This is a genomic window from Microbacterium sp. SCPM-O-B-15248 (M128) (genome assembly GCF_058214835.1).
The window spans coordinates 80,629-105,380 of sequence record NZ_JBYQLI010000008.1; the positions used below are offsets into that span (position 1 = coordinate 80,629).

22 protein-coding genes are annotated in these 24,752 nt (G+C 70.9%); 4 read left to right on the forward strand and 18 right to left on the reverse strand.

What is annotated here, in order from left to right; genetic code table 11:
* Positions 1-86: 86 nt before the first annotated feature.
* From AC3E6M_RS13750 to AC3E6M_RS13765, 4 genes are all read right to left on the reverse strand, one after another.
* On the reverse strand, positions 87-1,550 hold the full coding sequence (locus tag AC3E6M_RS13750) for an aspartate ammonia-lyase (RefSeq protein WP_138176662.1): 1,464 nt from the start codon (positions 1,548-1,550) through the stop codon (positions 87-89).
* Between the two features lie 125 nt (positions 1,551-1,675).
* Complete coding sequence (locus AC3E6M_RS13755; protein ID WP_138176665.1) at positions 1,676-2,575, reverse strand: phosphodiesterase; 900 nt, start codon at positions 2,573-2,575, stop codon at positions 1,676-1,678.
* A 37-nt stretch (positions 2,576-2,612) separates the two neighbouring features.
* The gene (locus tag AC3E6M_RS13760; protein ID WP_138176668.1) at positions 2,613-2,942 is read right to left on the reverse strand and encodes a peptidase; all 330 of its coding nucleotides are present in this window, start codon (positions 2,940-2,942) and stop codon (positions 2,613-2,615) included.
* Entirely contained in the window at positions 2,939-4,159 is a 1,221-nt protein-coding gene (locus tag AC3E6M_RS13765; RefSeq protein ID WP_138176671.1) for an inorganic phosphate transporter, read from the reverse strand. The genes AC3E6M_RS13760 and AC3E6M_RS13765 overlap by 4 nt, the downstream gene beginning before the upstream one ends.
* A 182-nt stretch (positions 4,160-4,341) precedes the next feature.
* On the opposite strand from AC3E6M_RS13765, the gene AC3E6M_RS13770 reads away from it, so the two are divergent.
* Positions 4,342-6,456, forward strand: coding sequence for a S9 family peptidase (locus AC3E6M_RS13770; RefSeq protein ID WP_490530234.1), 2,115 nt, complete (start codon positions 4,342-4,344; stop codon positions 6,454-6,456).
* Positions 6,457-6,717: 261 nt separating this feature from the next.
* Positions 6,718-7,557, forward strand: a complete 840-nt coding sequence (locus AC3E6M_RS13775; RefSeq protein WP_490530236.1) for an endonuclease domain-containing protein — start codon at positions 6,718-6,720, stop codon at positions 7,555-7,557.
* Positions 7,558-7,921: 364 nt separating this feature from the next.
* On the opposite strand, the gene AC3E6M_RS13780 is transcribed toward AC3E6M_RS13775, so the two are convergent.
* The 3 genes from AC3E6M_RS13780 to AC3E6M_RS13790 form a co-directional block, all read right to left on the reverse strand.
* A complete protein-coding gene (locus AC3E6M_RS13780; RefSeq protein ID WP_138177714.1) occupies positions 7,922-8,950 on the reverse strand; it encodes a 6-phosphofructokinase in 1,029 nt (342 codons plus the stop codon).
* A 95-nt stretch (positions 8,951-9,045) separates the two neighbouring features.
* On the reverse strand, positions 9,046-10,122 hold the full coding sequence (locus AC3E6M_RS13785) for a hypothetical protein (protein WP_490530238.1): 1,077 nt from the start codon (positions 10,120-10,122) through the stop codon (positions 9,046-9,048).
* A gap of 95 nt (positions 10,123-10,217) precedes the next feature.
* Positions 10,218-12,374, reverse strand: a complete 2,157-nt coding sequence (locus tag AC3E6M_RS13790) for a DEAD/DEAH box helicase (protein WP_490530239.1) — start codon at positions 12,372-12,374, stop codon at positions 10,218-10,220.
* Between the two features lie 242 nt (positions 12,375-12,616).
* On the opposite strand from AC3E6M_RS13790, the gene AC3E6M_RS13795 reads away from it, so the two are divergent.
* The gene (locus AC3E6M_RS13795) at positions 12,617-13,984 is read left to right on the forward strand and encodes an MFS transporter (protein WP_490530241.1); all 1,368 of its coding nucleotides are present in this window, start codon (positions 12,617-12,619) and stop codon (positions 13,982-13,984) included.
* 33 nt (positions 13,985-14,017) lie between these two features.
* On the opposite strand, the gene AC3E6M_RS13800 is transcribed toward AC3E6M_RS13795, so the two are convergent.
* The 5 genes from AC3E6M_RS13800 to AC3E6M_RS13820 are packed head-to-tail and all read right to left on the reverse strand — an operon-like array spanning position 14,018 to position 17,203.
* Positions 14,018-14,962 (reverse strand): bifunctional riboflavin kinase/FAD synthetase, encoded by a 945-nt coding sequence (locus AC3E6M_RS13800; protein ID WP_138177722.1) that lies wholly within the window; start codon positions 14,960-14,962, stop codon positions 14,018-14,020.
* Positions 14,959-15,378 carry a hypothetical protein gene (locus tag AC3E6M_RS13805; protein ID WP_138177724.1) on the reverse strand — a complete coding sequence of 140 codons (420 nt, stop codon included), beginning with the start codon at positions 15,376-15,378 and terminating at the stop codon, positions 14,959-14,961. Before AC3E6M_RS13805 ends, AC3E6M_RS13800 begins: the two co-directional genes overlap by 4 nt.
* Before the next feature lie 57 nt (positions 15,379-15,435).
* A complete protein-coding gene (locus AC3E6M_RS13810) occupies positions 15,436-15,804 on the reverse strand; it encodes a hypothetical protein (protein ID WP_138177726.1) in 369 nt (122 codons plus the stop codon).
* Positions 15,801-16,694 carry a tRNA pseudouridine(55) synthase TruB gene (gene truB, locus AC3E6M_RS13815; protein WP_490530243.1) on the reverse strand — a complete coding sequence of 298 codons (894 nt, stop codon included), beginning with the start codon at positions 16,692-16,694 and terminating at the stop codon, positions 15,801-15,803. Before truB ends, AC3E6M_RS13810 begins: the two co-directional genes overlap by 4 nt.
* A complete protein-coding gene (locus tag AC3E6M_RS13820; RefSeq protein WP_490530245.1) occupies positions 16,694-17,203 on the reverse strand; it encodes a nucleoside/nucleotide kinase family protein in 510 nt (169 codons plus the stop codon). Before AC3E6M_RS13820 ends, truB begins: the two co-directional genes overlap by 1 nt.
* 55 nt (positions 17,204-17,258) lie before the next feature.
* On the opposite strand from AC3E6M_RS13820, the gene AC3E6M_RS13825 reads away from it, so the two are divergent.
* Positions 17,259-18,125 carry an HhH-GPD family protein gene (locus tag AC3E6M_RS13825; RefSeq protein WP_490530246.1) on the forward strand — a complete coding sequence of 289 codons (867 nt, stop codon included), beginning with the start codon at positions 17,259-17,261 and terminating at the stop codon, positions 18,123-18,125.
* Positions 18,126-18,149: 24 nt separating this feature from the next.
* Here AC3E6M_RS13825 and AC3E6M_RS13830 read toward each other — a convergent pair whose 3' ends face one another.
* The 6 genes from AC3E6M_RS13830 to AC3E6M_RS13855 all read right to left on the reverse strand — a co-directional run bounded on the left by AC3E6M_RS13830 (position 18,150) and on the right by AC3E6M_RS13855 (position 24,707).
* Positions 18,150-19,130 carry a CPBP family intramembrane glutamic endopeptidase gene (locus AC3E6M_RS13830; RefSeq protein ID WP_490530247.1) on the reverse strand — a complete coding sequence of 327 codons (981 nt, stop codon included), beginning with the start codon at positions 19,128-19,130 and terminating at the stop codon, positions 18,150-18,152.
* A gap of 136 nt (positions 19,131-19,266) precedes the next feature.
* Complete coding sequence (gene rbfA / locus AC3E6M_RS13835; protein WP_138178216.1) at positions 19,267-19,755, reverse strand: 30S ribosome-binding factor RbfA; 489 nt, start codon at positions 19,753-19,755, stop codon at positions 19,267-19,269.
* A gap of 67 nt (positions 19,756-19,822) precedes the next feature.
* Positions 19,823-22,627 (reverse strand): translation initiation factor IF-2, encoded by a 2,805-nt coding sequence (gene infB / locus AC3E6M_RS13840; protein WP_490530249.1) that lies wholly within the window; start codon positions 22,625-22,627, stop codon positions 19,823-19,825.
* Positions 22,628-22,720: 93 nt separating this feature from the next.
* On the reverse strand, positions 22,721-22,972 hold the full coding sequence (locus AC3E6M_RS13845; RefSeq protein ID WP_076490888.1) for a YlxR family protein: 252 nt from the start codon (positions 22,970-22,972) through the stop codon (positions 22,721-22,723).
* Positions 22,973-23,006: 34 nt separating this feature from the next.
* Positions 23,007-23,996, reverse strand: a complete 990-nt coding sequence (nusA, locus tag AC3E6M_RS13850) for a transcription termination factor NusA (protein WP_138176965.1) — start codon at positions 23,994-23,996, stop codon at positions 23,007-23,009.
* A 108-nt stretch (positions 23,997-24,104) separates the two neighbouring features.
* A complete protein-coding gene (locus tag AC3E6M_RS13855; RefSeq protein ID WP_490530252.1) occupies positions 24,105-24,707 on the reverse strand; it encodes an HD domain-containing protein in 603 nt (200 codons plus the stop codon).
* Positions 24,708-24,752 lie beyond the last annotated feature (45 nt).

The following is a 24,752-nucleotide window of genomic DNA, read 5'->3' on the forward strand; positions in this document are numbered from 1 at the left end:
CCGAGCGCCGAGACTGCACCCGACTGACAATTCCCCCGCAGGCCGCGGGGGTTTCGTCAGGCCGGTGCAGTCTCGCGGATCGAGGCTTACTCCTCGACGACGCTGTCCGCCGCGCGGATCACCGGGATCGCCTCGGTGATGGCCTGCAGACCCGACAGCCGCGCGGGCGAGATCTGCTTCATGACCTCGTCGCGGGACATGAGCCCGGCCTCGACGACGAGATCGGCGACGTTGCGGTGGGTCAGCAGAGCGGTCTTGGCCAGAGCCGCGGCGGCGGCGTACCCGATGAACGGCGTCAGGGCCGTGACGACCCCCACCGACGAACCGACCATCGCGCCCAGGCGCTCACGGTTGGCCGTGATGCCGTCGACGCAGTTGACCCGCAGCGTCCACATCGCCTGACGCATCCAGGTGATCGACTGGAAGATCGAGTGCGCGATCACGGGCTCGAACGCGTTGAGCTGCAGCTGGCCGCCCTCGACGGCCATCGTGACGCTCATGTCGGCGCCGACGACCGAGAACGCGACCTGATTCACCACTTCGGGGATCACCGGGTTGACCTTGCCGGGCATGATGCTCGAGCCCGCTTGGCGTGCCGGCAGATTGATCTCGCCGAGGCCGGCCTGCGGACCACTGGAGAGCAGCCGGAGGTCGTTGCAGATCTTCGACAGTTTGATCGCGTTGCGCTTGAGCGACGACGAGAACGACATGAACGCGCCCGTGTCGCTCGTCGACTCGACCAGGTCGGTCGCCGTCTCGAGGTCGAGACCGGTGATCTCACGGAGGTGCCGCAGCACCGACGGGCCGTACTCGGGATGCGCGGTGATCCCGGTGCCGATGGCGGTGGCCCCCATGTTGATCTCGAACATGAGGTAGGCGTTCTCGGTGAGGCGGTTGTAGTCCTCGCCGAGCGTCGTCGCGAAGCCGTGGAACTCCTGGCCGAGCGTCATGGGCACGGCATCCTGCAGCTGAGTGCGCCCCACCTTCAGGACGTCGTGGAACTCCTCGGCCTTGGCCAGGAACGACTGGCGCAGCAGTCCGAGCTCCTCGAGCAGGCTCTGCAGCGTGAGGGACAGGCCGATCTTGACGGCGGTCGGGTAGACGTCGTTCGTCGACTGGCTGCGGTTGGTGTCGTCGATCGGCGAGAGGAACGCGTAGTCGCCCTTCTCCCGGCCCGCCATCTCGAGGGCGATGTTGGTGATGACCTCGTTCGCGTTCATGTTGGTCGACGTGCCGGCGCCGCCCTGGATCACGCCGACGGTGAACTCCTCGTGGAACTCCCCGTCGATCACCCGCTGGGCAGCACGGTCGATCAGCTCGGCCTTGGCCGGGTCGAGCACGCCGATCTGCCGGTTCGCGCGCGCGGAGGCCTGCTTGACCATCGCGAGGGCCCGCACGAGATCGGGGTAGACCGAGATCGGTCGCTTGGCGATCGGGAAGTTCTCCAGCGCCCGCGCGGTGTGGATGCCCCAATAGGCATCGGCGGGAATCTCGAGAGAACCGAGCGAATCGGTCTCGGTGCGGGTGCGCGTCATTGCGTCCAAAGCCATGGGGGGAAGTCCTCGTGGGTCGTCACGGCGGTCAGGGATGCCACGAGCCTAACGACCGCGTCCGGAGTCGTCGTTGGCCACCACGGCAGGTCGCGGGACTCACGCACTCCCCCGCGTACAGCGGCTCACCGCTTGCGCGAGAAGGCCTCGAGACGCTCCTCAGGCGACAGCGCGGCCATGCGCGCGACCCACTCGGGCGTGAAATACCCCGCCGGCTCGGCGTCGACCACCGGCACCACGGCGTGCGTGATCGTGTCGTCCCAGACGTGCACGAGGTGGAACGAGCGGCCGGCATCCATGCCGTTGACCTCGTCGGCGGGGCGCGCGAGATCCATCGTGTAGCACGAGGCGGCGGCGACGCTCACCGGGACCCCGGCGAACGTTCCCGAGGTGGAGTAATGCAGGTGCCCGGCCAGGATCGCCCGGACGTCGCTGCCCGCGATCGCGGCCGCCAGACCGGGCTGATCGCGCAGCTCGAGGATGTCGAAGAACGGGATGTGCGTGGGAAGCGGCGGGTGGTGCAGCGCGAGGATCGTGCCCAGCGGCGCCGGTTCGGCCAGCTCGGCGCGCAGCCACTCGAGCTGACGGGCATCGAGGTCGCCGTGGTGCCAGCCGGGCACCGTGGAGTCCAGGGCGATCAGCCGCAGTCCGCCGAGGTCCCACACCCCGGTCACCGGCTCCTCGGTCGGCTCGTCGTCGAGAAGCTCGGCGCGCAGCGCCGGCCGCTCGTCGTGGTTGCCCGCGACCCACACCACCGGCGCGCCCAGGCGGTCCGCCCACGGCTCGACGGCGGCACGGAGCGCGCGGTACGCCTCGGGCTCACCGAGGTCGGTCAGATCGCCGGTGAACACCACGGCATCCGGGCGCACCCCCGTCGCCTCGGCCGCCTCGAGCGTGCGGCGCAAATGCGCGGCGGCGTCGTACCGGCCGCCGAGCAGTCGATCGCCCGCGAGCAGATGAGTGTCGCTGAGGTGGAGGATCACGCGCCGTGCGGGCGCGTGCTGACCGAACTGCACCGATGCCATGCCCCCAGCCTAAGAGGGGGTGCCGACACGGAGGACGTCAGTGGCGGAGCAGGATCAGCAGGAGCGCGCCGAGCACCGCCGCCGCGCACACGGCGAAGCACACGTACGCCCCGACGAGCGCGAGCCTCTTCTGCCCCGCGCTGAGCGGGTTGCGCGCGGCCGCCTTGGCGACGGCCTTCGCGGCGCGGCGCTTCTGCTTGTCGGAGATCACGGTGATGGCATCCGTGAACTCCGCCGGCGCGACGAGCGGCGGTCGTCCGCCGCGCACGAGTAGGCGCAGACCCAGGGCATAGAAGGTCACGACGATCGCGGCGCCGAGGAGGGCCGCGAGGAACACATGGAGGAATGCCTCCCAGTCGATGGTCATGAGCGGTCCTTCCCCGCGGCGGTGCGCTCGAGGCGGCGCTGGCGGCGAGTCGGACCGGGCTTGCGCGGAACCTTCACCGCCGCGCCGGAATCGGCGACCTCGCTCATCGCGTTCGCGGAGGTGACGGCGTCTTGCCGCGACCGCAGGAACAGGCCCAGGATGATCGCCACGGCGATGACGGCATCCACCGCGACACCCCACCCGCCGAGCCACACCACGACGAGGGCCGCCGCAGCCCCCACGGCGCCGGCGGCGGGGAGCGTCAGGACCCAGCCGATCATGATGCGGCCGACAGTGTTCCAGCGCACGGTCGACCCGCGACGGCCGAGCCCCGACCCGATGACCGAGCCCGAGGCCACTTGCGTGGTCGAGAGGGCGAAGCCCAGGGCGCTGGATGCCAGGATCGTCGCGGCCGTGGAGGTCTCGGCCGAGAAGCCCTGCGCGGGCTTGACGTCGGTGAGGCCCTTGCCGAGCGTGCGGATGATGCGCCAGCCGCCCATGTACGTGCCGAGGGCGATCGTGATCGCGCACGCGAAGATGACCCACAGCTGCGGGTCTGGATCAGAGGTCGACTGCCATCCGACCGTGATGAGGGCGAGCGTGATGACGCCCATGGTCTTCTGTGCGTCGTTCGTGCCGTGGGCGAGGGCGACGAGGGACGACGTGAAGATCTGCCCCCAGCGGAAGCCGTCGCGGCCGTCGGCCTTCATGTCGTACCGCCGCGTGATGCCGTACGCGATCTTCGTCACCGCGAAGGCGATGACGCCGGCGGTCAGCGGGGCGATCAGAGCGGGGAGGATCACCTTGCTCAGCACGACCCCGGTGTCGATGGCCGAGGCGCCGACGCCGACGAGGGTGGCGCCGATGAGACCGCCGAAGAGCGCGTGCGACGAGCTGGAGGGAAGCCCCAGCAGCCACGTGAGCATGTTCCACGTGATCGCGCCGATCAGGCCGGCGAAGATGATCGGCGGGAAGATGTCGGGGCTCAACTGGTCTTCGCGGATCATGCCGCCCGAGATCGTCTTGGCGACCTCGGTCGACAGGAACGCTCCGACGAGGTTGAGCGAGGCCGCCAGGAGCACCGCGACCTTGGGCTTCAGGGCGCCCGTCGCGATGGGCGTCGCCATCGCATTCGCGGTGTCGTGGAAGCCGTTGGTGAAATCGAAGAACAGTGCCAGGCCGATGACCAGCACGATGACGAGGGCTGCGCTCTCCACCGATCGCTTTCCGTGAGGGGGAAGGAGGGATGCCGACGGGATCGGCGCGGAGAACGAAGAGTTCACCTGACGTTCGGCCCACGTTCACCGGGCCGACGACATCATTTCACCGGCGTTCCTTTCGGTCAAACGGAGGACCGCCGTGCAGGCGGCGCACGGCGGGACCGGACTAGCGTGGAGAGGTGACCGACACCGACGACCGCCCCGTCCCTCCCGTCGCCGCCCGCCGCCCCGCGGCGCGCACGCACCACGGCGACACCTTCGACGACCCGTACGAGTGGTTCCGCGCGAAGGACGACGCCGACGTCGTCGCCCACCTCGAGGCCGAGAACGCCTATACCGACGCGCGCACCGCGCACCTGGCATCCCTCCGCGACGAGATCTTCGGCGAGATCAAGGGCCGCACGCTCGAGACCGATCTCTCGGTTCCCGCGCGGCGCGGTGAGTGGTGGTACTACGGCCGCACGGTGGCGGGCGCGCAGTACGGCATCCAGTGCCGGGCGCCGCTAGCCTCGCCCGACGATTGGACCCCTCCCGTCCTCTCCCCCGACCAGCCGGTGCCCGGCGAGCAGGTGCTCTTCGACGGCAACGTCGAGGCCGAGGGCACCGACTTCTTCTCACTCGGCAGCTTCGAGGTCTCGAACGACGGCACGCGCATGCTCTACGGCATCGACGTCGCCGGCGACGAGCGCTACACCGTACGCGTCCGCGACCTCGTGACCGGCGAGACGCTCGCGGACGAGATCCCCGGCACGTTCTCGGGCGCGACGTTCTCTCCCGACGGACGCTTCATCGTGTACACCACCGTCGATGACGCGTGGCGCCCCGACACCGTGTGGCTGCACGAGATCGGCACGCCCGTGGATGCCGACGAGAAGCTGTTCCACGAGCCCGACGAGCGCTATTGGGTCGGCGCCGACTTCACGCGCAGCGATCGGTATCTCGTGATCGGCGTGGGCTCCTCGATCACCTCCGAGGAGCGCCTGGTCGACGCCGACGATCTGCGCGGCGACGCACGCGTCGTGTGGCCGCGCCGCGAGGGCGTGGAGTACTCCCTCGATCACGCGGTGGTCGACGGCGAGGACGTGCTGTACATCCTCCACAACGACGGCGCTCTCGACTTCGAGCTCGTCCGGGTCTCGGCATCCGACCCCGAAGGACCCCGCGAGACGGTGATCCCGCACCGCTCCGGCGAGCGGCTCCTCGGCGTCGACACCTTCCGCGACTGGGGAGTCGTGGCCTACCGACGCGACGGCCTCCCGCGTCTGGGCATGCTGTCGTACGCCGACGGTGCCGTGACCGAGATCGCCTTCGACGAGCCGCTGTACAGCGTCGGGACCGGCGGCAACCCCGAGTGGGCACCGCCCGTGCTGCGCGTCGGCTACGGATCCTTCGTGACCCCGGGCACCGTCTACGACTACGTCGTCGACACGGGCGAGCTGCTGCTGCGCAAGCGCCAGCCGGTGCTCGGCGGATTCGACCCCGACGACTACGGCCAGGCCCGCGCGTGGGCGACCGCCGACGACGGCACCCGCGTGCCGATCTCGCTCGTGTGGAAGCGCTCGTTCGGCGAACCGGGGGCGTCCGCCCGGCCCGTGCACCTGTACGGCTACGGCTCGTACGAGCACTCCATAGAGCCCGGCTTCTCGGTGCCGCGCCTGTCGTTGCTGGACCGCGGCGTCATCTTCGCCGTGGCGCACGTGCGCGGCGGCGGCGAGATGGGCCGGCAGTGGTACGAGGACGGCAAGCTGCAGTCCAAGCGCAACACCTTCACCGACTTCGTCGCGGTGGCCCGTCACCTCGTGGCATCCGGATACACCACGCCCGAGCGGCTCGTCGCCGAGGGGGGCAGCGCCGGAGGCCTGCTCATGGGCGCCGTGGCCAACCTCGCCCCCGAGCTGTTCGCCGGGATCCTCGCCGACGTCCCGTTCGTGGACGCCCTCACGACGATCCTCGATCCTTCACTGCCCCTCACGGTCATCGAGTGGGACGAGTGGGGCGACCCGCTGCACGACGCCGACGTGTACGCGTACATGAAGTCGTACTCGCCGTACGAGAACGTGCGCGAGGGCGTCGCCTACCCCCGCATCCTCGCCGTGACGTCGCTCAACGACACGCGCGTGCTGTACGTCGAGCCGGCGAAGTGGGTGCAGCGCTTGCGCGAGGTCGGCGCCGACGCACTGCTGAAGTGCGAGATGGTCGCCGGCCACGGCGGCGTCAGCGGCCGCTACAACGCCTGGCGCGAGCGCGCGTTCGAGCTCGCGTGGCTCCTCGACGTGCTCGGACTCGCGGAGTAAGCGGGGTCGGTGCGGCTGCGCGGGTCCGGGTGCGGGCCTGCGGGGCTGGGGGTCGCGCGGTTACCGGAACAGGCTGAGCGCCGAGAACAGGCCCATTCGCGCAGAATGGGCCTGTTCTCGTGGCATCCCCTGTTCTCGTGACGACCAGGCGGATGCCGGCACCCCGGCGACCTGTCCTCCACAGGCGCAGAGGTGTCCGACTTCTCCACATTCGGGCCGATCCGGCGGGAGAGCTGCAGCCCGACGAGCAACGCTGGTGCGATGACTCCCGGGCTGCTCGAGTGGCTGTCGCGACGCGGCGGCGTCGCCCACACCTCTGTCGCCCGTGCCGCTGGGCACGGGGCGCGCACGATCGCCGCGGCCGTCGGCGCGGGCGAGGTCGACCGCGTCCGACGCTCGTGGATTCTCACGCCGGAATGTCCGGCGGGGCGGCGTTCCGCGGCATCCGTCAGTGGGCGCCTCACGTGCGTGAGCGCGGCCCGAGATCGCGGGCTGTGGACGCCCGACTCTGATCGAGCCCACGTGTGGGTGCCGTCCACGGCGTCGCGCCTCGACCGCACAGGGCTGCACCTGCATCGGGCTACTCCCCCGGTGCCGGTGCCCCGCACGGATCCCGATGAACCGGTGATCAACGTGCTGTTCCACGTCGCACGGTGCCTGCCCCGCGCCGACGCGCTGGCGGTGTGGGAGTCGGCGCTGCGGACGGGCGCGGTGGATGCCGGCACCCTGGCGTCGGTGCGATGGGCCTCGACGCGGGCGAACGAGCTCGCCGCGGTGGCCGGGCACCTGTCGGACTCCGGGCTCGAGACGCACTTCCGGGACTTGCTGGCCGGGATCGGGGTGCGGATCCGCCAGCAGGTCTGGATCGACGGCCACCCCGTCGACGCGCTCATCGGCGAGTGCCTCGTCGTGCAGCTCGACGGCTTCGCGTTCCACCGCGCCGCGGCCGATCGGCGGCGCGATCTCCGGCAGGACGCGCGGTTGATCCTGCGCGGCTACACCGTGCTGCGGTTCGACTACACGCAGGTGCTGTTCGACCCCGCGTTTGTGGTGGACACCATCCGCACCGCGATGGCCCAGGGCCGCCACCTCCCGCGCTGAGGAGCCGACGTCGTGCCCGGCGGCGCGAGGCCGGGTCGGGCGCGGTCCGCTTCACGTGCGGCCCCGTACCCGATACAGGCCATGCACCCGACACAGGCCGATCCCGGCGTCATCGCCCTGTCCCCGGCGCGCAGCCTGTTCTCGGCGCACAGCCTGCCCCCGCCACCACCCCCACCGGCACCCCGCCACCGCACCCAGAACAGGCGATGCACCCGAAACAGGCCGATCCCGGCGTGATCGCCCTGTCTCCGGCGCACAGCCTGTTCCGGAAGCGCGCCCGCGCCCCGTGCAACACAGCGCCCCGCCCCGCGGCGGCGGGACGGGGCGCGAGACGCTCCGGAGGGACGGGGGCGGGAGCCGGGGCTCAGCCGAAGAGCGCCGCGGCCTCTTCGTAGCGGTAGAGGGGGACCGAGTTGAGCTCGCCGAGGGCGTCGGCGAAGGGAACGCGCACGATGTCGGTGCCGCTCATCGCCACCATCTGGCCCCAGGCGCCGTCGTTCAGCGCGTCGGCGGCGTGCAGCCCCAGACGGGTCGCGAGCACGCGGTCGAAGGCCGACGGCGAACCGCCGCGCTGGATGTGACCCAGCACCGTGGCCCGGGTCTCGATGCCGGTCAGGCGCTCGATCTCGGGGGCCAGAAGCTCGCCGATGCCGCCGAGGCGGGGGCGGTTGAAGGCATCCAGCCCCTTGTCGCTGAAGGCCTCGTCCATGCCCTTGAGCTTGAACCCCTCCGAGACGACGACCAGGGGCGCGCGGCCGCGGTCGTGGGCGCGCGTGACCTGCTCGACGATCTCGTCGATCGACATCGGAACTTCGGGAATGCAGATGACGTGCGCACCGGCGGCGATGCCGGCGTGCAGCGCGATCCACCCGACGTGGCGGCCCATGACTTCGGCGACCATGCACCGCTGGTGGGAGTCGCCGGTGGTGCGCAGGCGGTCCATGGCATCCGTGGCGATGTTCACGGCGGTGTCGAAGCCGAAGGAGTAGTCGGTGGCGCGCAGGTCGTTGTCGATCGTCTTGGGCACGCCCAGGACGTTGATGCCGTCCTTCGACAGGCGGTCGGCCGCGGCGAGAGTGCCCTCGCCGCCGATGGCCAGGATGCCGTCGATACGGTGCCCGTACAGCGTCTTCGAGATGTTCTCGGCGCCACCGCGGACCCCCTCATAGGGGTTGGTGCGGCTGGTGCCGAGGATCGTGCCGCCGACCTTGGACAGCCCCTTCACTTCGTGTCGGGTGAGCGGGAAGAAGTCGCCGTCGACGACTCCGCGCCATCCGTCGCGGATGCCGACGAACTCGATGTCGTAGTTGGTCGTGCCCTTGAGCACGACGCCACGGATGACGGCGTTCAGCCCGGGGCAGTCTCCGCCGCTGGTCAGGATGCCGATCTTCATGCTGTGAACCTCGCTAGTGGGGATGATCGAGTCGGCGACGCTGCCACCACCGAGACTATCGCCCCACCCCCGGGAAGCGGGAACCCGAGGACCACTCACGCACGACGCCAGGCGCCCGGGCCGGAGGAGTCCTCACGCGTCCACTCCTCCGCCTCCCCGCTGGGTGCCACCTCACCGAACCAGAACGTCTCGTCGGGGCCCCACCCCGCCAGGACGCTCGCCCCGAGGCCGCCGAGCTCGACCACGCGGCCTGCCGTGGCCACATACCCCGCGGTGGTGAGGTGGACGCCCACGGCCTCTTTCGCGAGCGCCGACCAGTCGGGTTGGACCCAGACCCCCTCGCGACCGGTCGTCCAGCGCCACACGTTGCGCCGGGAGGCGGTGACGACGAGTGGATGCCGATGGCACAGCGACGCCCACGCGTCGGGGCCGTCGATCTCGATGACCTCTCCGTCGGGGACGGTCACGCTACGCGTCCTCGCCGACGTCCACCCCAGGGAGTCCTCCACGAGAGACATCCCGACCGGGCCTTCGGCTCCGCGCGACGGCGTCGTCCGGGGCAGGTCGACTGGCGGAGTGGACCACCACGGGCCCGAAAGCCGCTCGCTGTACGCAGACGCCGCGAACTGGATCTCGGTCGCCGCCATGTTCGCACGCCACTCCGACAGGACGGCTTCCGTGTCCGTGCGGAACGGGCCCGCTCCCTCCCACGTGACCGTCGCCTGCGCGTCGTGATCGACCGGACGGGTCCACGAGGCCGCGCGCCCCGATCGCGCAACGGCCGCGGCCACGGGAGCGAGCACAGGCCGCATCTCCGAGGCCGCGGCGAGGACGTCCTCGCCGGACGGCGGCTGCCAGTACGCGGCGAGATCGACCGCGACTTCGAGTGCCCGCTCGATCCGCGCGGGCGTGATCTCGGGCGTCGGGATCTCGGCGAGTGCCGCAGCGGCCTGGGCGCTCGAGACCTCGGGCTCGACGAACGGCTCGTCACCTCCCCCGATGTGGATGAGGGTCCCGGGGTTCTCGGCGAGGGCGTGCGCCGCCCAGAACACCGCCTGCGTGGCATCCCGGTCCACGGGTGTGTCGGACTGCCGGGCCGCGTCGAGCAGGATCTCGAGACACAAGCGCCGTCCGCGCGGACCGTCGAGAAACATCGAAGGGTCGAGGGACATGCCCCCGACCCTAGCGACAGCGCCGACGTGGCATCCAGGACGCACGCCCGCAACGCGCGAACGCCCCGGCAGCACCGGGGCGTTCGCGAGAGGGGTCAGGCCCCGAGCGCCTGCCGCAGCAGGTGCATGAGAGCCGAAAGCTGCACCGAATCGCTCGATCCCGGCTCGATGGCGAGGCCGTCCAGCGCGCGCTGGGCCAGGCCCTCCTTCGAGTCGATGAGCTCGGCGATCTTGGTGTCGATCGTGTGGGCCGCGATGATGCGCCACGCGGTGACGGGCTCTTCCTGGCCGATGCGGTGCACACGGTCGATGGCCTGCGTCTGCTCCGCGGCGGTCCACGACAGCTCGGCGAGCACGACGTTGGACGCCGCCTGCATGTTCAGGCCGACACCGGCCGCGGTCAGCGAGCACACGGCGATGCCGACACCCGGATCGTTGTTGAACGCATCGATCGCGGCCTGTCGGGCGGTGGACGTCTGGTCACCGCGCACCGAGACCGACTTCAGCCCCGAGGCCTTGAAGTGCGCCTCGGCGGCATCCATGACGTCGATGTGCTTGGCGAAGAAGACGACCTTGCCGACCGAGCGCTGCAACTGCACGGCGTAGTCCGCGGCGAGGTGCGCCTTGGCCTGACCGATGCGGCGCACCATCGTGAAGACGTTCTCAGAACCGGTGCCGGCGGCCTTGCTCTCTTCGAGCTCGCCGTGCGCGACGAGGCGCACGATGTCCTCGTCGATCTCGCCGGGGGCCAGGCCCCGGTCGCCGCGCGCCTCGATGATGCGGCGGTACTTCGCCGCGAGGCGCGCTCCGAGCTCACGCTCGGCCTGACGGATCGACCTCCCGAATTCGTCGTCGAGCTCGACCGGGAGGTCGGCCACGAGCTTGTCGGGGAGGTCGGCGGCGACGTCCTTCTTCTTGCGACGGACGATGCCCATCGAGATCACGGCCTCGCGAGCCTCCGGGTAGAACGCCTTGTCGGCCGGCGTGAGGCCGGTGGCATCCAGCTTCTCCATGAGCTCGGCGCCGGGCTTCTCTCCGGTCGTCCACCCCAGGAACCGCCAGATCGCGTCGAAGTCCTCGACGTCGTTGATGAGCGGCGTTCCGGTGAGCGCGAGCAGCAGCGGATCACGCGTCTGCTGACGGACACGGGATGCCAGGGCGAGGACGTTCTGCGACCGCTGCGACGACAGATTCTTGATGAAGTGCGCCTCGTCGACCGCGATGCCCTTGAGGCCGATCGACGACAGCCACGACAGGTGCCGGTCGAGGATCTCGTAGTTGACGATGAAGATGTCGGCGAACGCGTCGATGTCGGCGCCGCTGCCCGAGATGACCGTCGCGCGGCGGTGCGGTGTCCAGCGCTGCACCTCGCGCGCCCAGTTCATCTTCACGACGTTGGGCACGACCACCAGCAGCGGGTAGGCCTCGGCGACGGAGGCGGCGAGCACCGACTCGGCGGTCTTGCCCAGGCCCGGCTCGTCGGCCAGCAGGAACGAGCGGTGGCCCAGGCGCACGGCCTCGAGGAACCGGGACTGGTGCGGCATGACCTCGAGCCCGCGCGGCGAGAGGCGGTCGAACTCGGGCACGGGCGGAAGCTCCATGCTCGCCGCCGATCCCCCGGCCCCGGTCTCGAACGCTTTGTAGAGCGGGCCCATGAGCTCCCACCCGTCGAGGCGGCGGCGCGGTGCGTCACCCGTGGCACGCGGGGTGAGGTCGGGCGGGAGGAAGGGGTTGGCCATCTGCCGCGCCTCGATCGAGGGCGGGATGACCTGCTTCTCGGCGAGCGCCGCGGGGACCACCGGCGTGGCGGCGGGGGCGGTGTCGGTGATGATGAGCTCGTCGGGCGCGAGCTCGGCACCGGACTCCAGCAGCCAGTCGCGGCGCATGCGTCGTGCGACCGGCGACGTGGCCTGATCGACCTCGAGCAGCTGGATGAGCGACGTGTCGCGTGCGGCGGTCTTGGCCAGGATCGTGGCTACCCCGTCGAGACGCTTGAGCAGCTCGGCCCGGGCGCCGTCGGTGATCTCGGTGTCGGCCTTCACCCGCGCGCGCTCTTCGCGCACCAGGAAAGCGATCACCTGAAACTTCACCCGGTTGGTGGGGCCGAGCTTTCCGCGCTGAGCTTTGGCTTCGACCTCGCGAACCTTCCGGGCGAGGATGGGGATGACGGGTGCCTCGTCGTCGCGACGGGATGACGAGGTCTTGCGGCGCCGTTGGCTCGAGCTACGGGCTGCGGTTGCCGTGGTCGGCATGCTCCTCCTGAGCGTGTCGTCCGGATCGGTCCGGGACGTCCGGCGTGACGCCGGTGGATCAGTGACCCCGGAGAATGCCGCACGGCCTCCCGCCGAAGCGGCAGTGCCAGCGACCCGCAACGCGTCTTCACCGGAACGGCTCGCGAGGAGGCGGGTGACGGGGTCGCCCCTATTCTAGCGCGTCCCGGGCCGGTCGCACCCTCACCGACCCGCCCGCGATCATGGACACCTACGCTGGGCCCATGGCCGAACCGATGTCGCGGGACCAGCGCGTGGTCCTGACGGTCGCGGTACTGGCATCCTTCGTGTCCTTCCTCGACGGCACGGTCGTCACCGTCGCGCTTCCCGCGATCTCACGGGATCTCGGTGGCGGTCTCTCGACGCAGCAGTGGGTCGTCGACGCGTATCTCGTGACGCTCGGGGCGTTCATCCTCGTCGCGGGCTCTTTGAGCGACGTCCTCGGTCGGACCCTCGTCCTGCGGATCGGTCTCGTCGGCTTCGGGATCACCTCGGTCGCGATCGCCGCGGCCCCCACGGCCGAGTTCCTCATCGTCGCGCGGGCGCTGCAGGGCGTCGCGGGCGCCCTGCTCGTGCCGAGTTCCCTCGCCCTGATCACCTCCACCTTCCGCGGCGCGTCGCAGGCCCGCGCGATCGGCATCTGGACGGGCGCGACCACCGTCGCCATGATCGCGGGGCCCCTCATCGGCGGCGTCTTCGTGGACACGCTGTCGTGGCGCCTGGTCTTCCTCGTCAACGTCCTGCCGATCGGCCTGACTCTCTGGCTGCTCGCCCGGCGGGGCCGTACCGACCACCGGCGGCCGGGGGCGCACGTCGACATCCTCGGAGCGGTCCTGTGCGCGACGGGCCTCGGAGGCGTCGTGTTCGCGCTCATCGAGCAGCCGAACCTCGGCTGGTCCTCGCCGGTCATCTGGGCTCCGGGCGTGCTGGGCGTGCTGTCGTTCGCCGGATTCCTCGTGCGTCAGCGCGTCGCCCGCGAGCCGATGATGCCTCTGGACCTCTTCCGCTCCCGCAACTTCTGGACCGGCAACCTCACGACGATGTTCGTCTACGCGGCGCTGTCGCTGAACGGTTTCGTCCTCAGCGTCTACCTGCAGCAGGGCGCGGGGCTGCCGGCGACGCTCGCGGGACTCGCGTCGCTGCCCAGCACTCTGCTCATGATCGCGCTGAGCTCGCGCATGGGGGCGTTGTCGGGTCGGCTGGGGCCGCGCCTGTTCATGACGCTCGGGCCGGCGATCATGGCGATCGGCGCGCTGTTGCTGCTGACGGTGCGCCCCGAGTTCGACTACTGGACGCAAGTGCTCCCGGGGGTCGTCGTGTTCGGCCTCGGTCTGACGGCGACGGTGTCGCCCCTGACGGCCGCGGTCCTCGGCGCGATCGACGCGGAGCGCTCGGGCATCGCGTCGGCGGTCAACAACGCCGTATCGCGCGTCGCGGGCCTCCTCGCGATCGCTGCGGTGTCCGCGATCGCCGGCGGGGCGCTCGACCTCGACGGGTTCCACCGCGCGGCGATCTTCACCGCCGTACTGATGGTGCTCGGTGCCGCGACGTCGTTCTGCGGCATCCGCAATCACCTGTCGCGTCAGGACTGAGGCGGTCGCGCTGCCGCGCACCCGACGACAGCGTCAGCGCAGGATGCGGCGCACGCGCTCGACGTCGTCGGCCATCTGCACCAGCAGCGCGTCGACACCGTCGAACGCCGTCATGCCGCGCACGCGCTCGACGAAGCGCACTTCGACGTGATGCCCGTAGAGGTCGAGATCGGTCTCGTCGAGCACGTACACCTCGACCTGGCGGGCGTGCACGTCGTCGAACGTGGGGTTCGTCCCGATGCTGATCGCCGCGGGGTAACTGGTGCGGCGTGTGCCCTCGATGTCGATCAGCCAGCCGGCGTAGACCCCGTCGGCGGGCACGAACCCCTCGAGGTCGGGTGACAGGTTGGCCGTCGGATAGCCGAGCTCGCGCCCGCGCTTGAGGCCGTGCACCACTTCGCCCCACACGGACGGCGACCGACCGAGCAGGCGCGCGGCGGTCGCGATGTCACCGGCGGCCAAGGCCTCGCGGATCCACGTCGAGGACACCCGACGATCGGCATGGACGGCGCGGACATCGTCGACGACGTCGACACGGAAACCGTGCGCCTCGCCCATCCGGACGAGCAGGTCGGGATCGCCCGCACCCCCCGCGCCGAACCGGAAGTCGCGTCCGACCAGAACGGTCCGTGCCGAGAGCGCGTCGACCAGGACGCGGCGCACGAACACATCGGCGGGGAGCGCGGCGAGCGCCTCGTCGAAGGTCAGCAGCAGGGTGGCATCCACTCCCGCGCGATCGAGCAGCTCGAGCTTCTGGTGCGGGCCGATGACATCCGGCGGGCAGGTGTCGGGCCGCAGCACGCGGAGGGGGTTGCGGTCGAAGGTGACTGCGACGACCTTCGCCCCGTCGGAGGCCTCGACGCGCGCGCGATCGATCACCGCACGGTGGCCGGTGTGGACGCCGTCGAACTTGCCGATCGCCACGACCGACGGCCCGAACCCGGCGGGCACCTCTTCGGGGTTGCGGAAGACGATCACGACGCCGTCCGACGGTGCCGCACGAGCCACCACAGGCCCAGGAACGGCAGTACGAGCGGGATGAACACGTAGCCGATGCCGTACACCGACCACACCGTCGGGTGCTGGAACAGCGCGGGCAGGACGAGACTGAGAGTGCCCACGACGATCACGCCGATCAACTCGAAGCCGATCGCCACCCAGGCGACCCGGTACCAGGCCGGGCGGGCCGAGAAGATCAGCGCGAGGGTCGCGAGGATGTAGACGACCGCCGCGAGCGCCGACAGGGCATAAGCCACCGGCGCTTCGTCGAACTCGCGGACGATCTGTACGAACGAGCGCCCCGTGGCAGCGAGCGCCATGATGCCGTAGACGATCACGAGGACCCGGCCGATGCCGGTCATTCCGCGGGTGCGGGCGGGAGTGGTGGATGCCATGACCTTCCGAGTCTAGTTCGGTCGGCACCGCAGCTCGCCGTCGGTTCGGCGCCCGGGTCAGGCGACCTGCACCGTCCAGATCACGTGCATGCGCCACACCATGACGGCCACCGCGAGAGCCGCGACCCCCATGATCACGGTGCTCCAGCGGCTGCGCTCGATGAGCGCCCACGCGGCGCCGGCCGGCGGGAGCAGTGCGGCCGAGACGAGGTACGTCCAGTACTCCAGCAGACTGCCCGAGGCCGGGTTGCCGGCGAACGGCGACACGATGGCGACGACGATCTGCACGATGAGCAGCAGTTCGATGAGGGCGAGCGCCCCGACGGTGAGGTCGGAGGGACGACGTCCCGCCAGCCCCGCCGCGATCGCGACGAGGCCCGCGAGAACCGCGACCCCCACTTGCGTGAGCGTGAACCACAGGATCATCGCGCGGCCTCCTCGGGCATGTTCATGACGCTCTTGAGCTGGCTCCCCCGCCGCTCGACGATGCCCACCAGGCGCCCACCCGGATCGATCGCCGCAGCCCGCTCCCCCGTGAGGCGGCCGCCGCCGTCGATGCGCTTGCCGTGGCGGAGATCGCGCGCGTCGTCGTCGCCGACGGCCAGACCTCCGACGACCGTGGCCGCAGCGATGGCCGGGTCGACGAGGGCGTCGTCGGCGATGTCGTCGACGGATGCCGCGGACGCCACGTCGAAGGAACCGATCCGCGTGCGACGCAGAGCCGTGAGGTGTCCGCCGACGCCGAGGGCTCGGCCCAGGTCGCGGGCGAGGGCGCGGATGTAGGTGCCGCTGGTGCAGTCGACGACGACGTCGAGGGCGATCGTCGCCGCGTCCCGACGGATGGCACGCACGTCGAAGCGCGACACCGTCACGCGTCGGGCCTTCAGCTCGACGGTCTCGCCGGCACGCGCCAGGTCGTACGCCCGGCGGCCCGCGACCTTGATGGCCGACACGGTGCTGGGCACCTGGTCGATCTCTCCCGTGAGGTCGGCGATGCCCGCCGCGATCGCCGCATCGGTCACCGCCGCGACATCGGCGGCGTCCGCTCGAGCCGTCTCTTCGCCGTCGGCGTCGTCGCTGTCGGTTTCGATCCCGAGCAGGATCGTCGCCTCGTAGGTCTTGTCGGCCCCGACGATGAAGGTGAGCAGGCGCGTCGCACCCTCGACACCGAGCACGAGCAGCCCCGTCGCCATCGGGTCGAGAGTGCCCGCGTGCCCGATCTTGCGAGTGCCGAGGGCGCGGCGGGCCCGCGCGACGACGTCATGGCTGGTGAGGCCTCCGGGCTTGTCGACCAGGAGAATTCCGGCGCGCGCCATCAGCAGAAGTCGCCGAACACGCGCACGGGGTCGGCGGGATTCGAGTTCTCGACGATGGCCGAGGCCGTCGCGCGCGGGCGCGTCGCCGCGAGGTAGTGCTTCTGCGCGTCGCTCCGCTCGGGTGCGGGTGCCCCGATCGGCGGCGAGGACTCGAGCCACACCGACCAGTGCCACATGCCGCGCAACGCGGAGTCCAGGAGGAACGCTCCGTCGACGACGAGCACGGCGTCCGCGGGTGCCGCCTCGACGCCGACGGGCGGGAACGGCTCACCCGCCCGGAACGGTGCGACCAGCTCCGCGCGCACCGCCTCGGCCCGGTCGGGAGCGACCTCGCCCAGGGAGGCGCGGAACACGGGGGTGCCGTCCGCCCCGAGCGCCGCGGCGAACCCCTCGGCGAACGCGGTGGCCGCCTCGGCATCCAGCGCGTCGACGGCGACGACGACCCGGCCGGAACGGGAGTTCTGACGCACCTCGTCGCGGAGGCTGCGGTGGAGGGACTCGAGCGACATGCCTCCAGCCTAGGCCGGGCGCCGGACACGCCGACTCTCGATCTACGCTGGAGGGATGCCAGCACTCGCCGCGCCGCTCATCGCGTGGTATCGCGACACCGCGCGGGACCTCCCCTGGCGCCGCGCCGGGTTCGGGGCGTGGGGAACGCTCGTGAGCGAATTCATGCTGCAGCAGACGCCCGTGAATCGCGTGATCCCGCACCTGGAGGCGTGGCTCGACCGCTGGCCGACGCCGGCCGCCCTCGCCGCGGCCGCCCCGGCCGAGGCCGTGACCCAGTGGGCGAACCTCGGCTATCCGCGCCGCGCGCTCTGGCTGCACCGGGCGGCGGTCGAGATCCGCGATCGTCACGACGGAGTCGTGCCGCGCGACGTCGAGGCGCTGCTCGCCCTCACCGGGATCGGCGACTACACCGCGCGCGCCGTCGCGGTCTTCGCCTACGGGGATCGGCATCCGGTCGTCGACACCAACACCCGCCGGGTGCTCGCGCGCGTCGTCGACGGCGTCGCGCAGCCCGGCCCTCCGGGCAAGGCCGACCTCGCCCGCATGGATGCCGAGCTCCCGGCCGACCTCACCGCCGCCGCGATCGTGAACGCCGCCGCGATGGAACTCGGCGCGATCGTGTGCACCGCCCGATCGCCGAAGTGCGACGTGTGCCCGCTCTCGGCGCAGTGCGCGTGGCGGAACGCCGGGTATCCGGCATCCGAGGATCGTCGCCGTCGCCCAGCGAAGTACGAGGGCAGCGATCGTCAGGCGCGCGGAGCGGTCATGAAGGTGCTGCGCGAGGCAGCACCCGCCGCCGTGCCCCTGGACGCGGTGATCGCCGAGTGGCCCGACCCCGTGCAGCGCGACCGCGCGATCGATTCGCTCATCGCCGACGGCCTGGCCGAGGCCGCCGAGGCACTGCTCTTCCTGCCCCGCTGACGCGACACCGGCCGCCGTTCCGCATCAGGCGGTCGGGGCCGGGGCCGGGGCGGGGCGCACCGGATCGGGGCCGAGCGTGGCGTTCACCCGGTCGGCGCGGAACTGCCCGGTCAGAGCGAGCACCGCGATCACGACGGCGAACACGCCCCACATGATGAGCCCGAGGGGTCCCGCGACCACCGGCGACGGCGTCGGCGAATCGGCCGCGACGACGAGCGTCCCCAGCCCCGCCGAGGCGTTGAACGCCCCGTGGGCGAACACCGCCGGCCAGACCGACGCGGTGCGCAGCCGCGTCCATCCGAGCAGGATGCCGAACAGGGTGCAGGCACCGATCATCAGCACCACCCCGAGCACGTTCGGCTCCAGGAAGTTGTAGCCGAGCAGGATCAGCGGGCTGTGCCAGAACCCCCAGAACGCGCCCGAGATCAGCAGCGCCGGCCAGACGCCGAGGGGGCGCAGCGCGGGGAGCAGGAACCCGCGCCAGCCGAGCTCCTCGCCGAACGCGAACGGGGCGTTGATGACCGCGCCCACCGGGATCATCGCGAGCTGCACGCCGACGAGCAGTTCGACCGGCGGCAGCGGCGTGCCGGCGGGGACCGAGGCCTCCAGCAGCTGCCGGAATCCCGAGAAGGTCACGATGTCGAAGCTCGCGACTCCGAGCACCCCGACGACAGCGAGTCCGACGGCCACGAGGATCGGCGCGGCGAAGATGACCGCCACGCACGTCCACACGGTTCGCGCGGCCGGTCGCAGCGGCCACATGCCGAGTTCGCGCAACACCGCCCGTGCCCCGCGGCGACCGAGGGTCCGACGCTGGACCGCCAGCGCCGCCAGCACCCCGAGTCCCGGGGTGACCATCATCGCCGCGGCGGTGAGACCGAGGAACGGGTCGGCCAGGCCTTGGCCGCGCAGCCACACGGGCAGGGCGATCAGCCACGACAGCGCGACCGAGGTCACGGCGAAGACGAGGACGGCGGGCCAGTCGGGGCGAGACGAGCTGTGCATACCTCGACCCTAGGAAGGACCGGATGCCGGCGCCTCCCCCGCGCGACGGAGACCGGCGCACCCCTGACCCTCGCGGGAAGACGAACGGCCGGATGCCGCCCGAGGGGGTGGCATCCGACCGTGTCGATCGCGGACGTCAGGCGCGCGCGTCCACCTCGTCGGTGTCGTCGGTGTCGTCTTCGTCCTCATCGGCGTCGTCCTCGTCGAACTCGCGCGGCTTGACGTACGGGTCCGCCTCGCCGGCGTATGCGGCGCCCGCGGCGAGACCGGCCACCGACTCGTCGCGCTCGCGCGCTTCGCGCAGCAGCGCCGAGATGTGATCGGCGTTCTCGGGGATGGCGTCGAGGATGAACTCCAGCGACGGTGTGAGGCGCGTGTTGAGGTTCTTGCCCACCTCGCTGCGCAGCATGCCGGTCGCGGACTTCAGCGCGGCGGCGGTGTCGGCGCGGTGCGCCTCGTCGCCCATGACGGTGTAGAACACCGATGCGTGCTGCAGATCACCCGTGACGCGCACGTCGGTGATCGTCACGAAACCGAGCCGCGGGTCGCGCAGCCCCTTCTCGAGACGCTCCGCGAGAACCACGCGGATGCGGTCGGCCACTCGGGCCTGTCGTTCCCCTGCCACTTTCGTTCCCTTTCTCCGGAAGACGGAGCGGGGGCCGCGCCCGAAGACGCGACCCCCGCACGACGGATCAGCCTCGAGGCTTCTCGACCATTTCGGTGGTCTCGATCTCGTCGCCGATCTGGATGTCGTTGAACTTGCCCAGGCCGATACCCGCCTCGAAGTCCGTGCGGACCTCGGTGACGTCGTCCTTGAAGCGGCGCAGCGACTCGATGGCCAGGCCGTCGGCCAGCACGACACCGTCGCGGATGACGCGGGCCTTGGCGTTGCGCGTGATCGTTCCCGACCGCACGATGACACCGGCGATGTTGCCGAACTTCGAGGAGCGGAACACCTCGCGGATCTCGGCGACACCCGACTGGACCTCTTCGAACTCCGGCTTGAGCAGGCCCTTGAGCGACTGCTCGACGTCGTCGATCGCGTTGTAGATGACCGAGTAGAACCGGACGTCCACACCCTCGCGGGCGGCACGCTCGCGGGCCTTGGTGTCGGGGCGGACGTTGAAGCCGATCACGATCGCGTTGTCGATCGTGGCCAGGTTGATGTCCGACTCGGTGATCGCACCCACACCGCGGTGGATGATGCGCAGCTGGACGCTGTCATCGACCTCGATCTTGAGCAGCGACTCCTCGAGCGCCTCGACGGCACCCGACACGTCACCCTTGATGATGAGGTTGAGCGACTCGACCTTGCCCTCTTCGAGAGCACGGGTGAAGTCCTCGAGCGAGATGCGCTTGCGGGCCTTGGCCAGCTGGGCGTTGCGCTCGGCGGCTTCGCGCTTCTCGGCGATCTGGCGCGCGGTGCGGTCTTCCTCGGTGACGATGAAGACGTCGCCGGCACGCGGGACCGAGTTGAGGCCCTGCACCTGGACGGGACGCGAGGGGTAGGCCTCGTCGACCGCGTCGCCGTTCTCGTCCATCATCGCGCGGACGCGGCCGTAGGCCGTACCGGCCACGATCGCATCGCCGACGCGGAGCGTTCCCGACTGGATCAGCACCGTGGCGACCGAACCGCGACCCTTGTCGAGCTTCGCCTCGATCGCGACACCGCGGGCAGCCTTGTTCGGGTTGGCCGTCAGGTCGAGACCGGCGTCGGCCGTCAGCAGCACGGCGTCCAGGAGCTCCTGGATGTTCGTGCCCTGGCGGGCCGAGACGTCGACGAACATGACGTCGCCGCCGTACTCCTCGGCGACCAGACCGTACTCGGTGAGCTGCTGGCGCACCTTGGCGGGGTTGGCATCCGGCTTGTCGACCTTGTTGACCGCGACCACGATCGGCACATTGGCCGCCTGGGCGTGGTTCAGGGCCTCCACCGTCTGGGGCATGATGCCGTCGTCGGCGGCGACCACGAGGATCGCGATGTCGGTCACCTGCGCACCACGGGCACGCATGGCGGTGAACGCCTCGTGACCCGGGGTGTCGATGAAGGTGATCGCGCGCTCGATGCCCTCGTGCTCGGTCCAGATCTGGTACGCACCGATGTGCTGCGTGATGCCACCGGCCTCGCCCGCCACGACGTTCGTCTGGCGGATGGCGTCGAGCAGTCGCGTCTTACCGTGGTCGACGTGGCCCATGACGGTGACCACGGGAGGACGGATCTCGAGGTCGTCCTCGCTCTCGGCCTCCAGCTCGGCGTCGAGGTCGAGACCGAAGCCCTCGAGGAGCTCTTTGTCTTCGTCCTCGGGCGAGACCATCTGGATCTTGTAGCCGAGTTCGGCGCCGAGGACCTCGAAGGTGGCCTCGTCGAGCGACTCGGTCGCGGTGGCCATCTCGCCCAGGTTGAACAGGATGGTCACGAGCGTGCCGGGCTGCACGGTGTAGCCGCGCAGCGCCTCGAGCTTGTCCGCGAAGTCGGCGATGGAGGCACCGCGACGCAGGCGGATGATCTCGCCGTTGCCCTTCGAGACGTTGACGCCGCCGACGACCGGCGCCGACCGCATCTCGAATTCCTGCCGCTTCGCCCGACGCGACTTACGCTGCTTGGACTTGCCGCCGCCCTTACCGAAGGCACCCGCGGTGCCCCCGCCGGGACCGCGGCCACGGCCGCCGCCACCACCGGGACGACCGGCGAAACCGCCACCGGGAGCACCGCCACCGGGGCGCTGGAACCCGCCACCGGCACCGCCGGGACGACCGGGGCCGCCGGGACGCTGCTGGAACGGAGCACCGGGACGACCGCCGCCACCGGGACGACCGGCACCACCGGGGCGCGGGGCACCGGGACGCGGGGCGCCGGGACGCGGAGCCTGGGGACGCGGGATGTTACCGGGGGTCGGGCGCTGGCCCATACCCTGAGCCGAAGCGAAGGGGTTGTTACCCGGACGCGGGCCGGCGGGACGCTGGCCCATGCCCTGCGCCGAAGCGAAGGGGTTGTTGCCGGGACGTGCTCCACCCGGACGCGGGGGCGCGCTCGGGCCGGGCTTGGGGGCTCCGGCACCGGGGGTGGGTGCCGCCGGCGTGCCACCGGCGTTGCCGGGCTTGGCCGCGGGGGCGGGGGCCGGGCTGGCCGACGGGGATGCCGCGGGAGCGGATGCCGCGGGAGCAGCCTCGGCCGGAGCCGGGGCGGCCGCGGGGGCGGCGGGCTTGGCGGGGCCGGGGGTGGGGCCCGAAGGACGGGCGCCGGGGGTCGCCGCGGGGCGCGCGGGACCGGGACGAGCACCCGAAGCCGGGCGCGCCGACGCTGCGGCGGGCTTGGCATCCGACGAACCGGAAGAACCCTCGGCCGCAAGGGCGGCACGGAGCTTCCGGGCCACGGGGGGCTCGATGGTGGATGAGGGGCTCTTGACGAACTCGCCGAGCTCCTTCAGCTTCGCAAGCGCGACCTTGCTGTCGACGCCGAGCTCGGAAGCGATCTCGTGCACGCGTGGTTTTGCCACAATTCTCCTGTCTCAGGGCCTACCCCGGACAGGGCAGACCGTTAGTTGCGGACGGGTCTCATTTCGAGCCGTTCACTTCGTGTCCATAGCCGTTCAGCCGTTTCGCTGGAGGGTTGATTCGAAGGTCTGCGTGTCAAGCGGGCCTGACACACGCAATGCTCGTACGAAGGCGCGGCGTGCGAGAGCTTTCCCGACGCACGCGTCCGTCTCATGCACCCACGCACCCCGTCCCGGCAGAACCGCCCGCTCGTCTCTGACGAGGACCGATCCCTCCGCGACCACACGCAGAAGCGAGGATCGAGGGGCACGTGCGCGGCATCCGACGCACGTTCGTACTGGTTCCATCGTACACCTCGCCGTCGTCCGGGCGATCGGACGCTCAGTTGTCTTCGAGGATGCTGTCGGGCTGGATGTCGATCTTCGCCCCGGTGAGTTTGGCGGCCAGGCGGGCGTTCTGCCCTTCCTTGCCGATCGCCAGCGACAGCTGGTAGTCGGGCACGAGGGCGCGGACGGCCTTGGTGGAGGCGTCCAGCACGAAGCTGGAGGTGACCTTGGCCGGCGACAGCGCGTTGGCGACGAACTTCGGCAGCTCGGCGTCGTAGTCGATGATGTCGATCTTCTCGCCGGCGAGCTCCTCGGTCACGGCACGGACGCGGCGCCCGAGCTCGCCGATGCAGGCGCCCTTGGCGTTGACGGTCGGGTCGTTGGCCTTGACGGCGATCTTGGACCGGTGGCCGGCCTCGCGCGCGAGGGACACGATCTCGACGAGCCCGGCGGCGATCTCGGGGACCTCGAGCGCGAAGAGCTTGCGCACCAGACCGGGGTGCGTGCGCGACACGGTGATCTGGGGGCCCTTGTTGCCCTTGGACACCGACGTCACGTAGACGCGCAGACGCGAACCGTGCGCGTAGGTCTCGCCCGGGACCTGCTCCTCGGGCGGGAGGATCGCCTCGACCGTGCCGAGGTCGACGTGCACCATGCGAGGGTTCGGGCCCTGCTGCACGACACCGGCGACGATGTCGCCCTCTTTTCCGCGGAACTCGCCCAGCACCGCGTCGTCGGCGATGTCGCGCAGACGCTGGCTGATGACCTGCTTCGCGGCGAAGGCGGCGATGCGGCCGAAGTCGTCGGGAGCCTGCTCCTCCTCGCCGATCACGACATCCTCGTCATCGAGGACGGGCGTGAAGATGCCGACGTGGCCGGTCTTGCGGTCGAGCTCGGCGCGCGCTCCGGCGGGGATCTCGCCGCTGGGCGAGATGTGCTTGGCGTAGGCGGTGAGGATCGCCTGCTCGATGATGCGCGCGAGTTCGTCGAAGGGGATCTCCTTCTCGCGTTCGATCGTCTTCAGGAGTGCAAGATCGATGTCCATCGGGATCCTCCGTATTCAGCTCTCGTCGGCACAACCGGTACCGACAACCCTCCTACGATACCCGGGATGCCGCATCCCTCGCGACCCGCGGAGCGGTTCCGATCGGCGTCAGACGTGCTCGAGGGGATTCGCGGCGAGCTTGGCCTGCACTCCCCCGTCGACGAGCCGCCGCGCAGCCGTGTCGGGCTTGCGCGCCGCCTGGTCCGCGACGCAGGCGCCGAACTCCGCCGCGAGCGCGCCCCGCGGATACACCTCGAGGACCTCGCGCACGAACGTCGACGGCAGCGCGTCGGGCCGGGCACCGGAGATGTCCAGCGCGGTCGCGGTTTCGAGCAGGTACCCCTCGGGGTCCAGCGCCCGGTCCACCCGCGGGCAGTTGTGGCGCACGATGACCTCGAGCACGCGCTCCCGCCGCGCTGGCTCCCACCCCGCCCCCGCGGTGAGGGCGATGCCGACGTGACCGCCGGCGTGCTCGTACGACAGCGTGTGGTTGTCGAACTCCGTCACCGTGCCGATATCGTGCAGCACCGCGGCGACGTAGAGCAGCTCGTGATCGATGCCCGAGATCCCGTCCACGCGCGCGAACGCCTCGGCCCACAGCCACGAGCGCAGGGCGTGGGCGGTGATCGCGGGCGACTGGTACTGCTGCGCCAGCGCGAGAGCGCCGCGAGCGGCGACGGTGTCGGGGGCCGAGACGTCGGACAGGCGCATGGCAGGGCTCCTTCGGGCGGGCGGACGGGGCCGCTCCCCCACTCT